Raw genomic sequence first — 14,433 nt, forward strand, 5'->3', positions numbered from 1 at the left:
TGATTTAGGTTAGGTTATACAATAGACTCGGGGCAGCAAACTTATTAAAACATATTGAACTGACCAACTTTTTTAACAAAAAAATACGATTATCTACTGAAATAATCGACGAAATGCATGTTTTGAAACAAAATCGCTGCAAGACTTATTTTTATCAACTGCGTAAAATTCGGGGATAAACCAAAACGAAAGTTTTTTGATTTTAGTATAAATCTATTGGTGCTTTCAATTTAATCGTTATTTTTGTTTAACAAATCACCACCATTTATGAGTAAATTTTCTTACTTCATACTACTTTTTACAAGCCTATTTCATGTTGTTTCCTACGCTCAAAAGAAAACGCTGCATGCTGTTGCTTCGGGCAATATTACCATCGACGGAAAATTTGACGAACCCATTTGGGAATACGCTCCGGTCGCCAAAGACTTCATCATGTTTTCTCCCGATAACGGAAAACCAATCGACGAAGCAAAAAAAACAGAAGTGCAAGTAGCTTATAATGATGACGCCATATACATTGCTGCCAAGATGTATGATGACGAACCCAACAACATCAAAAGCGAAATTACCCAACGTGATATTTTTGGTACAGCCGATCATTTTGCTGTATTCATCAACGGATTCAATGACAGCCAACAAGATTTTCGTTTTTTCCTTAGTGCCGCCGGTGTTCAAATCGATTGCATTTTTACCAATGCCAATGGCGAAGATTTTACTTGGGATGCCATTTGGGATAGCCGTGTAGTGAAAACAGATTACGGTTGGGCTGCGGAAATAAAAATTCCTTATGCTGCATTGCGATTTCCAAAAGCTGAAAAACAAACTTGGGGATTGAATTTCTACCGCGAAATTAGAAATACCAGACAATCATACACTTGGAATTTCATCGATACTAAAATCAATAATGAGAGTGCACAATCCGGAATTCTCGAAGGCATCGACAACATCAATACACCAACGCGCCTTTTCTTCATCCCCTATTCCTCTGTATATATAAACACCAACGACCATGACAAAACCAGCGGCGAAATCAAAGGTGGTCTTGATGTGAAATATGGTATCTCCAACTCATTTACACTTGATGCCATCCTAATTCCAGATTTTGGGCAAACCAAATTCGACAATGTAGAATTGAATCTGAGTCCATTCGAACAGCAATTCAGCGAAAATCGACCGTTCTTTACAGAAGGTACCGATTTGTTTAACAAAGGCAGTTTGTTTTATTCGCGTCGTATAGGAAAAACCCCTGAGATTGAACTCAATGCCGACGAAACAATCAAAGAAAATCCGAGTTCCATCAAATTGGTCAATGCCGTTAAAGTTTCAGGACGTACCAAAAACGGACTTGGAATCGGTGTGCTCAATGCCATTACAGAAAAAACCAGTGTGACCATCGATGACAGTAATACCAATACTTCACGCAGGGCTGTGCTTTCACCATTAACCAATTACAACGTACTGACCTTAGACCAACGTTTCCGTAAAAACTCTTCAGTTTCTTTTATCAACACCAACGTAACACGCGATGGTAGTTTCCGCGATGCCAACGTATCAGGGTTGCTTTTCGACCTCAATACGAAAGCCAACACTTATAATGTAAGAGGGCAATTCAAATACAGTTTAGTCAACGAAAATCCTTTCGACAAAAAAGGCTATAGTTCCCTTTTATCAGTTGGTGAAACCAGCGGAAAATTTCGTTATTCAGCAACCGGCAGATATGTCTCCAAAGATTATGACTGCAATGATCTTGGTATCAATTTTCAAACGCATTACCATATATTACAAAGTGATGCCAGTTATCGCATCATCAATCCGACCAATACGTTCAATACGTTCCAAATTTCGTCAACCTTATATTCCGAATTCGATAACCGTTCGGGGCGATTACAAGAAGGCACCATAATTCTCGGACTAGATTCCAACACCAAGAAAAATAACTATATAGGTTCGGGCATCACCATACGTCCGCACAAAATTTACGATTTCTATGAGCCGCGTTCCTTAGGCGAAACTCAGTTTGTAACGGCTCCTGAGTACATCGAAACTAAATTGTATTACTCTCCGAATTACAACAAAAAATTCATCATCGATGTCAATACCACCTACGCCGTTTTCAACGAAAAAGACCGCATCAATTATGGTTTTTCGGTTGGCCCTCGTTACCGTATCAACGACCACATTTTACTGGTTTACAAATTCACTTTCCTACGCCAAAACAACAATACCGGCTATATCGATGATTTTGATCACGACGCCAACGCAGCCACAGCTGACAAAATTATTTTCGCACGTCGCAATCGCATTACTTACACCAATACCCTCGAAGGCAAATACGCCATCAACAACAAAATCAATCTGAACCTTTCCGTACGTCATTATTGGTCGTATGCCAAGAACCGCAACATTCTCGAATTAGAACCCAACGGAGATCTTACCGAAATTGATTATTATAACCTCAATAAAGATTCTAATTTCAAAACTTGGAATTTCGACCTCTCCTACAATTGGTGGTTCGCCCCAGGCAGCCAAGTTTCGCTGTTGTATCGCAACAACTCCTTGATTTCGGAAGATGTTTTCAACACGCGTTTTACCAAAAATTTTAGCGACAGTGTCAACAACACCAACCTCGATCACGTTTTCTCCGTCAGCATCCGATATTTTATCGATTACAATTCCTTGAAACATCATTAATATTCTTTAATTTCGTAGCTATTTCCTGCTCTACGCTTCAATCTTTCACGCCGAACAACGGCGCAAAAGGATAACCGCTGCGATCAGGGCTAGGGCACCTCATTTCAAAACAACGACTCGTCATCACGAGCAAAGCGACGTGACCTCAAACCAATAAAAAACTCAGCAAAAAAATCATGAACAAGAAAGTAATCCTAATGATTCTAGACGGTTGGGGAAAATCACCCGACCCAAAAGTATCCGCAATTGATAATGCCAATGTGCCTTTCATCAATTCGCTTTATACAAAATACCCAAACGCACAATTGCGTACCGATGGCCTCAACGTCGGACTTCCTGAAGGACAAATGGGCAACAGTGAAGTGGGCCACATGAACCTTGGCGCCGGTCGAATCGTGTATCAAGATTTGGCCAAAATCAATTTGGCGGTGCTCAATAAAACGTTTGATAAAGAGAAAGCCATTGCCGATGCATTTCATTATGCCAAAGAATATGATAAAGATGTTCATTTCCTTGGACTCGTTTCTGATGGCGGTGTGCATTCACACATCAACCATCTCAAAGGTCTTATCGACGCAGCGAATAATTACGGTTTGCAGAAAGTTTTCATCCATGCATTTACGGACGGCCGCGATGTCGACCCAAAATCAGGAACCGGTTTTATCGGCGATATCGTCAATCATGTCAAAGGAACTCCCGCAAAACTAGCTACTGTCATTGGCCGATATTACGCCATGGATCGTGACAAACGCTGGGAACGTGTCAAAGAATCGTATGATTTACTCGTACACGGAATTGGTGTGCATTCCAAAGATGCCGTCAAAAGTATCGAAGAAAACTACGCAAAAAATGTGACTGACGAATTCATGCCAGCCACGGTCATGACCAATGATCAAGATCAGCCGATTGCAACAATTAAAGAAAGCGATGTCGTGATTTTCTTCAATTTCCGAACAGACCGTGGCAGACAACTAACCGAAGTACTTTCGCAGAAAGACCACCTCGACTATAACATGCACAAAATGAATCTGTATTATGTCACGATGACCAATTATGACGATACTTTCAATAACATTTACCGCATTTTCGACAAAGACAACATCACCGAAACTTTGGGTGAGGTTTTAGAAAAACACCATAAGAAACAAATCCGAATTGCTGAAACTGAGAAATATCCACATGTGACTTTCTTCTTTTCAGGCGGTCGCGAAGAACCTTTTGAAGGCGAAACCAGAATCATGCGCAACTCCCCAAAAGTAGCGACTTACGATTTGCAACCCGAAATGAGTGCCTACGAATTAGCAAACGCTTTGGTTCCGGAATTAGAAAAAGGTGAAGTTGATTTTGTGTGTTTGAATTTTGCCAATGGCGATATGGTTGGTCATACCGGTGTCATGAGTGCCGCCATAAAAGCTTGTGAAGCCGTCGATGCTTGTGTAGAAAAAGTCATTACTGCAGCATTGAAAAATAATTACACCACAATAGTGATTGCAGATCATGGCAATTGCGAAACGATGATCAATCCTGATGGAAGCCCCAATACAGCGCATACGACGAATCCGGTTCCGATTATTTTGGTGGATCCCGAATTGAAACAAATTCACGATGGCGTTCTAGGCGATTTAGCACCAACCATACTAGCATTAATGGGCATTGAAAAACCCGAAGTCATGACGAGACATTCTTTATTGTAAAAAATCGAACACAGATTTTATAGATTAGTTCATGTCAATCCGTGAAATCTGCGAAATCCGTGTTCAATAAAAAAGTTCCAAATTGGAGCTTTTATTTTTTACATTTTATTTAGTAAATCATAATATTCGCGTTCGATATTTTCCTGATGATTCGGATGGGCAATACGAACCAATTCTTTAGCACGTTGGCGAAGTGTTTTCCCATACAAATCAGCAATCCCGTTTTCGGTGATTACATAATGAATGTGCCCTCTAGTGGTAACTACACCCGCACCTTGCTTTAGAAAAGGAACAATTCTGCTTTCCCCTCTTTTAGTCGTTGAAGGCAACGCAATAATGGCTTTACCACCGGGGCTTAACGAAGCGCCTCGAATAAAATCCATTTGACCACCAACTCCGGAATACATTTGTGGACCAATCGAATCTGCACAAACTTGTCCGGTCAAATCCACTTCAATCGCCGAATTAATCGCAATCATATTCGGGTTTTTCCTAATGCGAGCGGTGTCATTCACCATCGAAGATTCTTTCATTTCTATAAACGGATTGTCATTCACAAAATCATACAATCGCTTAGAACCAATAAGGAACGTTGCCAAAACCCTACCTCTTAATGTGCCTTTGTAATTGCAATTGATGACGTCGTTTTCAATCAAATCGATGACGCCATCAGAAAACATTTCGGTGTGCAAACCCAAATCTTTATGGTTTTTCAGTTTGCTCAAAGCTGCATTTGGAATCGAACCAATACCCATTTGCAAAGTACTTTTGTTATCAATTAAAGAAGCCACATAGCCACCAATTTTTTCTTCATCAGCAGTAAATGGAACCACTTCATGAGCATAAATTGGAACATCTACTTCGACTAAATAATCAATTTCAGAAACATGCAAAATACCGTCACCAAAAGTTCTTGGCATTTGAGGATTGACTTGCGCTATTACAATTTTAGCATTTTCTATCGCTGCTACAGTCGCTTCCACAGAAACACCTAGCGAGCAATAACCATGTTTATCCGGTGGCGAAACATGAATAAACGCCACATCGATTGGCAACACGTTTTTACGAAACAGGTGTGGTAATTCGCTTAAAAATACTGGTGTATAGGATCCGTTTCCCGCTTTTAAAGTATGCCGTACATTGGCTCCAATAAAAAAGGAATTCACGTGAAAACTATCTGCCAATGCCGGATTCGCATAACGCGCCTCGCCTTCGGTATGCAAATGACAAACCTCAACATTGCGCAATTCTGAAGCCCTTTCTGTTAAGGCATTGGCCAAAATCGTGGGCGCAGCAGCTGCGGCTTGAAGATAAACCCTGTCTCCTGATTTTACTACTTTGACAGCTTCTGCTGCCGTTACATATTGACTCATACCTAAAAATTTTAATCAAATGTACGCGCGATTTCATTTTTAAAATATGACAAATCTCATTTACTATCTTAAAATTGAAAATAATAAATAAAAGTTAAATTTTCATAATCAATAGTATTACTATTATATTTGCATAAAAAACAATCAATATGCAGACTTTATTCGCAAACTTTAAAATTCAAATCAATCCCAAAATTTTTGTAAAAGATCCCGAAACATCTGTCCTTGGAAAAAAAATCATTGAGCACAGTATTCTGTTGATTAACGACATTGGTTTTGAAAACTTTACTTTTAAAAAATTGGGCGATCGCATTGGTTCGAATGAAAGTTCCTTGTACCGCTATTTTGAAAACAAGCACAAACTACTAATTTACTTGTCATCATGGTATTGGAGTTGGATGGAATATAAATTAGTATTCACGACCAGCAACATCGAAAATGCGGAAGAAAAATTAAAAAAAGCTATTGCTACCATTACTGAAAAAATTGAAGACGATTCAAATACCGAGCATATTAACGAAGCGATTTTGAATAAAATTATCATTGCTGAATTTACCAAAACCCTACATACAAAAGAAATAGATCAAGAAAATAAAGAAGGTTTTTTCTCGATTTACACTCGAATCATCAACAGAATTGTAACGATAATTCATGAGGTCAATCCGCAATATCCATTTGCCAAAAGTCTAGTATCTATGATAGTAGAAGGGAGTTTGCACCAACACTTCTTGCAAGAACACTTGCCTTTGATTACTGATTGTGATGAAAATGTAAGTCCAACAGATTTCTATCAAAACCTCGTATTCACACTCCTAAAAAAATAATCCATGTCTGCATTAACAAGGTTTTATAATTTATTGCGACTCGATAAAAAAGATGTCTTTCAATTGCTCTTTTATGCCATTTTTGCCGGACTACTAAGTTTGTCCTTGCCGTTAGGCATCCAAGCGATTATCAATTTTATTCAGGCAGGACGCATTAGCGCCTCTTGGATAGTTTTAATTGTTTTAGTGGTTATTGGCGTGGCATTGATTGGGATTTTATCTTTGATGCAACTCCGAATTTCGGAAAATCTTCAACAAAAAATATTTGTTCGTGCTTCATTTGATTTTGCTTCGAGATTCCCTAAAATAAAATTTGAAGCGCTCTACAACAAATATCCTCCTGAATTGGCCAACCGTTTTTTTGATACCATCTCTATTCAAAAAGGAACATCAAAATTGCTGTTGGATTTTTCAGCAGCAATACTTCAAATTGCTTTTGGAATTATTCTGCTCTCGCTTTATCATCCATACTTCATCATTTTCGGAATCTTATTAATTTTTTTGTTGTATTTTATTTTTAAATTCTCCTACCATTCCGGTTTAGAAACGAGTTTAAAAGAATCCCATTTCAAGTATAAAGTAGCGAGTTGGCTACAAGAATTAGCGCGCAACAATTTTAGTTTCAGAAGCAATCTCAATTACGATTTCGCCTTAGAAAAAAATAATGCTTTGGTTAGTGATTATTTGGGTTATCGTGAAAAACATTTCAGAATCATTCAAAAACAATTCAGCCAACTCATTGTTTTCAAAATGATTATCACAGCGAGTTTGCTTTCGATTGGCGGCTATTTGGTGATTCAGCAAAAAATGAATATTGGTCAATTTGTAGCTGCAGAAATCATCATTTTGTTAGTTATCAATTCTGTAGAAAAAATCATTCTCGGATTGGAGACTTTTTACGATGTATTGACTTCGGTTGAAAAAATTGGCACAATCACCGATTTGACTTTAGAAGAGGATATATCACAAGAATATGATTGCTGCTTCACCAACATTCAATTGGAAATTGAAAATTTGAAATTTCGGTTTCCTGATTCCAAAAATGATGTGATAAAAACCATTTCCTTGAAAATCAATCAAGGTGAAAAAATATATCTTGATGGTGAAAACGGCTCTGGAAAAACCACATTAATCCGCATTTTATCAGGGTTATTACAACCCACGTCAGGCGCTTTTTTCATAAATGATGATACGTTTAGAAAAATCAACCTGCAACAATATCGCTCTCAAATTGGGACGATTCTTAACGGTGAAACACCTTTTGAAGGAACCATTCGCGAGAACATTACTTTTAATGATCTGTCAGTTTCTATTGAAGAATTAAAATGGGTGATTGAAGCCATGCAACTCGGCGATGTCATCAAATCATTACCGAACGGACTCGACACAAAAATCTTTCCGGAAGGCAAACAACTGACTTCTTCTAACGCTCAGAAAATACTTTTAGCTCGAAGTATTATACACAAACCAAAAGTCTTGTTTTTTGAAAATCCGACAGACCACATGGATGAAGCGGTTGCAAAAGACATTATCGAATTTTTGTGTGCTCCCGAACACCAATGGACTGTCATTGTTTCATCTAAAAACCAATTGTGGAAAACAAAAGCCACCCGCCACATTGTGATGCAGAGTGGAAAAATGATTTCCGACATCCAAAAAACATAAGTTATGCTGAACATATCCCATACCAATCAGAAAATTAAGCCGCTCGAAAAATACTCTGCGGTCAAAAATTTAAGTAACAGACCACATTATAAAATTTTAAATCGAATTATTTTTGCAGTGTCCGTTCTAGGGCTAATTATGCTATTCTTGCCGTGGACACAAAACATTTCCGGCGCCGGTGCCATTACTACACTAAAACCAAATCAACGACCACAAACCATTCAAACGGTGATTCCGGGTCGAATCGAAAAATGGTATGTTAAAGAAGGTGATTTTGTTCAAAAAGGCGATACAATTTTATTCATTTCTGAAATCAAAGAAGATTATTTCGATCCCAATTTGGTCAGCAATACCAAAAATCAGGTAGAAGCCAAAAAGAAATCGGCGGTTTCTTATGTCTCGAAAGTTTCAGCCTTGTCGAATCAAATTCAGTCTATCGAATACGAAAAGGGATTGAAGCTACAACAAGCAGAAAATAAAATCAAACAAGCTTTTCTGAAGATAAAAAGCGACAGCATTGATTTGGAAGCCGTTAAAACGCAAATTAAAATTGCCAAAACGCAATTCAACCGATCGACACAATTGCACAAAGAAGGTCTGAAGCCATTAATCGATGTGGAAGAAAAACGATTAAAATTGCAAGAATCAGAAGCCAAAATCATTACCCAAGAAAACAAATTATTGACGAGCAAAAACGAGTACATCAACACGAAAGTAGAAATCAATAGAATCAAAGCCGAATACAACGAGAAAAACGCCAAAGCCGAAAGCGATCAATTTACAGCTTTGAGCAACCAGTACGATACGGAAGCTCAAGTCAATAAACTCGAAAACCAATACACTAATTATAGTATTCGTAACGGTTTGTATTATATCAAAGCACCGCAATCGGGTTATGTCAATCGCGCTTTGCAAGCTGGTTTGGGTGAAACCATCAAAGAAGGCACGCCCATCGTAAGCATCATGCCTTCTGAATACGAAATTGCAGTAGAAACTTACGTCGACCCAATTGATTTGCCTTTATTACATCGCGGCGAAAAAGTACGCGTTTGGTTTGACGGTTGGCCGACCATCGTATTTTCGGGCTGGCCGAATATGTCGTTTGGTACTTTTGGTGGCAGAATCGTAGCCATTGAAAATTTTATCAGCGACAACGGAAAATTTAGAGTACTCATTGCACCTGATGCGCAAGAACTTCCTTGGCCAAAACAGTTGAGCATTGGCGGCGGCGCCCAAACGATTGCACTGCTCAACAATGTTCCGATTTGGTATGAAATATGGCGAACACTCAACGGTTTTCCACCCAATTATTATCAACCAAAAACCAACAAATCAAAAGTAACCAAATCATGAAAACGATACTAACATTCTTTTTGTTTTTGGGATGCTTGAGTTTTGGACAGGAAAAAGTGCCGCATGAACTTAGCTATAATGAGTTTTTGGGATTCGTCAAAAAATACCATCCGTTGGTTAAAAATGCACAGATTCAGATTAATGAAGCCCAAGCATCTTTAATGAAGGCTCGCGGCGCGTTCGATCCTAAAATAGAAGTTGATTTTAATAAAAAACAGTTTAAAGATCAAGCCTATTATTCGATACTGAACAGCAGTTTTAAAATCCCAACTTGGTATGGTATCGAACTCAAAGCCAGCTTCGATAATAATGAAGGCATCTATCTCAATCCGGAAAACACTTTGCCAAATCAGGGATTAACTTCACTTGGCATTAGTATTCCGTTGGGTCAAGGTTTGTTCATCAATGATCGAATGGCGAACTTGAGAAAAGCCAAAATGCAAATCCAATTAAGCAAATCTGAACAACAATTAGAAGCCGTTTCCGTCATGTATGAAGCTTCTATCGCTTATTTTAATTGGAAAAAAGCTCATGATGAAGTGCAATTGTACAAACAATATAAAGTAAATGCCTTGCAACGTTTTAAAGGAATCAAAACCTTAATAGAACAAGGGGACAAGCCAGCCATTGATAGTATTGAAGCCAAAATCGTTCTAAAAAACCGAGAATTGAATTTGGAAGACGCCCAACTCAAACTGACCAAAGCCAAATTAACATTAGGTGTTTTTTTGTGGCTCGAGAACAATATTCCGTTAGAGTTGGGTGAACAAACCATCCCCGAAACGGCACTCAAATCGACCATTCAAGAAACGTTAAAAACCAACGACTTGTTGCAATCTGATTTCACGATTGCAAAGCATCCAAAAATCAATGCGCTGCAAAGTAAAATTGCAATATTAAATGTAGACCGAAAATGGAAAGCCAATCAGCTGTTACCTAAAATCGATTTGGGGTATACGTATCTTTCAGAACCGAGTTATTTTGATCGATATCGGTTGGAAGATTACAAAATCGGTGTCAATTTTTCGTTTCCAATATTGTTGCGTAAAGAGCGTGGCGATTTGAAACTGGCGCAATATAAAATTCAAGAAACACAATCCATTCTCGATTTTGAAAGACTGCAATTGACCAATAAAATTAAAGGACAACAAGCCGAAATTGGATCACTTACCAAACAAAATGAATACATCAGCAACTTGGTCGAAGATCATAAAACCATGCTACAATCTGAAGATCGGTTATTCGATTTAGGAGAAAGTTCACTTTTCCTAATCAATTCAAGGGAGAACAATTTAGTGACTGCCCAATTGAATCAAATTGCGTTAGAAAACCGTTATTATATTTCAAATTCTGAGCTTTTTAAAATCATCGCCAATCCGAATTAAATATCCTAAAAATCATTACTTTTGACGGCTCAATTAACAAGAACATGATTATCCAAAAAACAAGAGAAGAAATTGAATTGATGCGCGAAAGTGCGTTGATTGTTTCTAAAACTTTAGGCATGATTGCAAGTGAAATCAAACCCGGAGTAACCACTTTATACCTCGATAAATTAGCCGAAACATTCATTCGTGATCATGGCGCAGAACCTAGTTTTTTAGGTTTGTATGGTTTTCCAAATTCGCTTTGTATGAGCCCGAATGCGCAAGTTGTTCACGGCATTCCGAACAATACGCCACTTCAAGAAGGCGATGTGATTTCTGTTGATTGCGGTGCTTTCAAAAACGGTTATCATGGTGACCATGCGTATTCTTTTGAAATTGGAGAAGTCGCACCCGAAACCAAAAGATTACTTCAAGTAACCAAAGAATCTTTATATGTAGGAATCCGAGAATTCAAAATCGGAAACCGTGTTGAAGATGTTGGTAACGCCATTCAAAAATATACAGAATCACATGGTTATGGTGTCGTTCGTGAATTGGTCGGACATGGTTTAGGCCAGAAAATGCACGAAGATCCCGAAATGCCCAATTACGGAAAACGCGGTCGCGGAAAATTATTTATTGAAGGCATGGTTGTAGCCATTGAGCCGATGATCAACATGGGAACGCGTAATATCAAACAACTCAAAGACGGCTGGACAATCCTGACTGCTGATGGAAAACCGAGTGCGCACTTCGAACATGACGTAGCCATCATCGATGGGAAACCTGAATTGCTTTCAACATTTGCATACGTGTATCAAGCATTAGGAATTGTGAGCAATGAGGAAGATGAGTTTCGTCGTGAACCTTTGACATTGTAATGAAGAAACTTTTTAAACTCATATTAAATACCATCCCACGTCCAATCCTAATCCGATTGAGTTATATCGTTCGTCCTATTTTAGCATTGACATTAAAAGGTAATCGATACACCGATCCCATCGATGGGAAAAGTTTCCGCATGTTTTTGCCTTACGGATACGGAACACAACGCAACAATGTATTGTCACCGAGCACACTTTCACTAGAAAGACATCGACTGCTTTGGCTTTACCTAAAAAACGAAACTGATTTTTTTTCAGCACCAAAAAAAGTACTACACTTCGCTCCGGAGCAAGCTTTTTACGAGCTTTTCCGCAACCAAAAAAACTTAGATTACACCACCACCGATTTGCTTTCACCACTAGCCGATGTTAAAGCTGATATTTGCAATCTGCCTTTCGAAGACAATACTTACGATGTCATTTTATGCAATCATGTTCTCGAACACATTCCTGATGACACCAAAGCCATGCAGGAATTATATCGTGTACTAAAACCAGGCGGCATGGGCATTTTTCAAATTCCACAAGACTTAAATAGAGCTAGTACTTTTTCAGATGACACGATTACGGATCAGAAAGAACGCGCTAAAATTTTCGGACAATACGACCACGTTCGCATCTACGGAAGAGATTATTTCGACAAACTCAGAAGCATTGGATTCCTAGTCAATGAAGTCGATTATACCAAAACACTTTCTCCCGAATTAGTCGACCAATATTGTCTCGCCCAAGGCGAAATCATTCCCGTTTGCACCAAAAAATAATCGTATGCAAACGTTAATTTTCATCGATTTAAAATCAATATAGTAGTATATTTACTTTTCGAAATAATTACGCTAGTATGTTGAAATCACTTTACACTATAATATTACTCGTCTTGACTTGCGCTTTAAGCAACGCCCAAGAAGAAAAAGAAGTCATTCCGCCTTACAATATCAAAACCGTTTCGTTTGTGCAAAACGGACAAAACATCGTCCCAATATTTCAATTGGGCGACACCTTTCAATTGGCATTTGATGATTTATTTGGCAACGAAGCCAATTACTATTACCAAATCGTGCATTGCGATTATGATTGGAAACCATCGCAACTTTCCATCAATGAATACATGCAAGGTTTCGACAACCAACGCATCCAAGATTACACCAATTCCTATAACACACTCCAAGTTTATTCGCACTACAAAATACAATTCCCAAACAAAAATACCCGATTGCTGGTCAGCGGCAACTACATGATTAAAATCGTCAACGAAGATCGCGATGTGGTTTTTTCAAGAAAATTTATTATGTATGAAAACCTCGTAACCGTTTCTTCACAAGTTAAAAGAGCCAGAAACGTAGCCGATGTCAACTACAAACACAACATGGAGTTTACCATCAAATCAACTAGTATCACCTTTCAAAGCCCATTAACCAATGTTAAAATACTACTGCTCCAGAACGGCCAATTAAACTCCGGCATCACCAACATCAAACCCATGTATACCATCGGCAATGATTTGATTTATAAATACGACGCCGAAACCCAATTTTGGGCCGGAAACGAATTCCGCTATTTCGAGAATAAAGACATCCGAAGCGCCGTCAACAACATTGCAAGAATCGATTCTCAAGGCGGTGTTTACAATGGTTATTTATATACCGATGAAGCCAGATCACGCGAACAATATTCTTACAATCCTGACATCAATGGTAACTTCATTACCAAAAACTTAAATGCCGAAAACAACGACATCGAAGCCGATTACGCTTGGATCTTTTTCTCACTTTCCGCGCCGTCCTATTTCGACAAAAAAGACATTTATGTCAATGGCATGTTCAACAATTACGCGATATCGCCCGAAAACAAAATGGACTATAACGCCGAAAAATCGGTCTATGAAAAAGCCATCATGATCAAGCAAGGTTTTACGAATTACCAATACGTTGTGGCCGATAAATCAGGGAAAATTGATGCCGAAAAAGCCATCGACGGCAACTTCTACCAAACCGTAAGCGATTATTTTACGTTAATCTATTACAAAGAAAACAGCCAACGTTATGACCGCATCATTGGCAAAAGTGTTGTGACTTCGGAGAATATTATTAATTAAGAAAATTTAACTTTAATTTATCGTAGAAAATTCAATTTTTCGTAAATTTGACAGCAATTCACTTATAAATCAACCATGGTTTCACAAATAACAAGAGGCATAAAAATTTCGGTTTTGACGACTTTTGAAGGCACGTACTTCAAGAATCACAAAATCCATTTTGCTTTTAGTTACGAAGTCTCAATCGAAAACCACAGCAAAGATTCGGTGCAACTCACTTCCCGCCATTGGGAAATTTTCGATTCGCTCAATGATCTCGAAATCGTAGATGGCGAAGGCGTTATCGGTAAAAAACCGGTTTTAAAACCAGGAGAAACGCACACGTATAGTTCAGGTTGTCTGCTTGCTTCTCCGTTTGGTGCGATGCGCGGTCATTTCAACATGATCAATTTCACCTCAACCAAAAACTTCAAAGTGATTGTTCCGACTTTCAAATTGAGTGCTCCTTTTGCTTTAAATTAGAAGCTCATCCAGCTATCCGTTCCAA

At 38.4% G+C, this 14,433-nt stretch carries 11 protein-coding genes; 10 read left to right on the forward strand and 1 reads right to left on the reverse strand.

Annotation, left to right across the window (positions count from 1 at the left end; translation table 11 throughout):
• Nucleotides 1-267: 267 nt before the first annotated feature.
• Entirely contained in the window at nucleotides 268-2,691 is a 2,424-nt protein-coding gene (locus RMO03_RS10175; protein WP_309641995.1) for a DUF5916 domain-containing protein, read from the forward strand.
• Between the two features lie 176 nt (nucleotides 2,692-2,867).
• Nucleotides 2,868-4,385: a 2,3-bisphosphoglycerate-independent phosphoglycerate mutase gene (gene gpmI, locus RMO03_RS10180; protein ID WP_309641996.1), complete on the forward strand. Its 1,518-nt coding sequence runs from the start codon at nucleotides 2,868-2,870 to the stop codon at nucleotides 4,383-4,385.
• A 98-nt stretch (nucleotides 4,386-4,483) separates the two neighbouring features.
• Here the strand turns inward: gpmI and RMO03_RS10185 are convergent, their stop codons facing one another.
• Nucleotides 4,484-5,758, reverse strand: coding sequence for an acetyl-CoA hydrolase/transferase C-terminal domain-containing protein (locus tag RMO03_RS10185; RefSeq protein WP_309641997.1), 1,275 nt, complete (start codon nucleotides 5,756-5,758; stop codon nucleotides 4,484-4,486).
• 149 nt (nucleotides 5,759-5,907) lie between these two features.
• Here RMO03_RS10185 and RMO03_RS10190 point away from each other — a divergent pair, with 149 nt between their 5' ends.
• From RMO03_RS10190 to apaG, 8 genes are all read left to right on the forward strand, one after another.
• On the forward strand, nucleotides 5,908-6,582 hold the full coding sequence (locus tag RMO03_RS10190) for a TetR/AcrR family transcriptional regulator (protein WP_309641998.1): 675 nt from the start codon (nucleotides 5,908-5,910) through the stop codon (nucleotides 6,580-6,582).
• Nucleotides 6,583-6,585: 3 nt separating this feature from the next.
• Complete coding sequence (locus tag RMO03_RS10195; RefSeq protein WP_309641999.1) at nucleotides 6,586-8,247, forward strand: ATP-binding cassette domain-containing protein; 1,662 nt, start codon at nucleotides 6,586-6,588, stop codon at nucleotides 8,245-8,247.
• A gap of 3 nt (nucleotides 8,248-8,250) precedes the next feature.
• Nucleotides 8,251-9,600, forward strand: a complete 1,350-nt coding sequence (locus RMO03_RS10200) for a biotin/lipoyl-binding protein (protein ID WP_309642000.1) — start codon at nucleotides 8,251-8,253, stop codon at nucleotides 9,598-9,600.
• The gene (locus RMO03_RS10205; protein WP_309642001.1) at nucleotides 9,597-10,985 is read left to right on the forward strand and encodes a TolC family protein; all 1,389 of its coding nucleotides are present in this window, start codon (nucleotides 9,597-9,599) and stop codon (nucleotides 10,983-10,985) included. The genes RMO03_RS10200 and RMO03_RS10205 overlap by 4 nt, the downstream gene beginning before the upstream one ends.
• 44 nt (nucleotides 10,986-11,029) lie before the next feature.
• Nucleotides 11,030-11,848: a type I methionyl aminopeptidase gene (map, locus tag RMO03_RS10210; RefSeq protein ID WP_309642002.1), complete on the forward strand. Its 819-nt coding sequence runs from the start codon at nucleotides 11,030-11,032 to the stop codon at nucleotides 11,846-11,848.
• The gene (locus RMO03_RS10215; RefSeq protein ID WP_309642003.1) at nucleotides 11,848-12,615 is read left to right on the forward strand and encodes a methyltransferase domain-containing protein; all 768 of its coding nucleotides are present in this window, start codon (nucleotides 11,848-11,850) and stop codon (nucleotides 12,613-12,615) included. Before map ends, RMO03_RS10215 begins: the two co-directional genes overlap by 1 nt.
• Nucleotides 12,616-12,692: 77 nt before the next feature.
• The gene (locus RMO03_RS10220) at nucleotides 12,693-13,946 is read left to right on the forward strand and encodes a DUF5103 domain-containing protein (RefSeq protein ID WP_309642004.1); all 1,254 of its coding nucleotides are present in this window, start codon (nucleotides 12,693-12,695) and stop codon (nucleotides 13,944-13,946) included.
• Nucleotides 13,947-14,021: 75 nt separating this feature from the next.
• A complete protein-coding gene (gene apaG, locus RMO03_RS10225) occupies nucleotides 14,022-14,408 on the forward strand; it encodes a Co2+/Mg2+ efflux protein ApaG (protein ID WP_309642005.1) in 387 nt (128 codons plus the stop codon).
• The last annotated feature ends 25 nt before the right edge of the window (nucleotides 14,409-14,433 follow it).

It is taken from the genome of Flavobacterium sp. (genome assembly GCF_031411595.1).
GTDB lineage: Bacteria > Bacteroidota > Bacteroidia > Flavobacteriales > Flavobacteriaceae > Flavobacterium.

Coding starts and splice junctions, on each gene's coding strand:
- RMO03_RS10175 (WP_309641995.1), top strand. CDS start 268: ATGAGTAAATTTTCTTACTTCATACTACTTTTTACAAGCCTATTTCAT.
- gpmI (WP_309641996.1), top strand. CDS start 2,868: ATGAACAAGAAAGTAATCCTAATGATTCTAGACGGTTGGGGAAAATCA.
- RMO03_RS10185 (WP_309641997.1), bottom strand. CDS start 5,758: ATGAGTCAATATGTAACGGCAGCAGAAGCTGTCAAAGTAGTAAAATCA.
- RMO03_RS10190 (WP_309641998.1), top strand. CDS start 5,908: ATGCAGACTTTATTCGCAAACTTTAAAATTCAAATCAATCCCAAAATT.
- RMO03_RS10195 (WP_309641999.1), top strand. CDS start 6,586: ATGTCTGCATTAACAAGGTTTTATAATTTATTGCGACTCGATAAAAAA.
- RMO03_RS10200 (WP_309642000.1), top strand. CDS start 8,251: ATGCTGAACATATCCCATACCAATCAGAAAATTAAGCCGCTCGAAAAA.
- RMO03_RS10205 (WP_309642001.1), top strand. CDS start 9,597: ATGAAAACGATACTAACATTCTTTTTGTTTTTGGGATGCTTGAGTTTT.
- map (WP_309642002.1), top strand. CDS start 11,030: ATGATTATCCAAAAAACAAGAGAAGAAATTGAATTGATGCGCGAAAGT.
- RMO03_RS10215 (WP_309642003.1), top strand. CDS start 11,848: ATGAAGAAACTTTTTAAACTCATATTAAATACCATCCCACGTCCAATC.
- RMO03_RS10220 (WP_309642004.1), top strand. CDS start 12,693: ATGTTGAAATCACTTTACACTATAATATTACTCGTCTTGACTTGCGCT.
- apaG (WP_309642005.1), top strand. CDS start 14,022: ATGGTTTCACAAATAACAAGAGGCATAAAAATTTCGGTTTTGACGACT.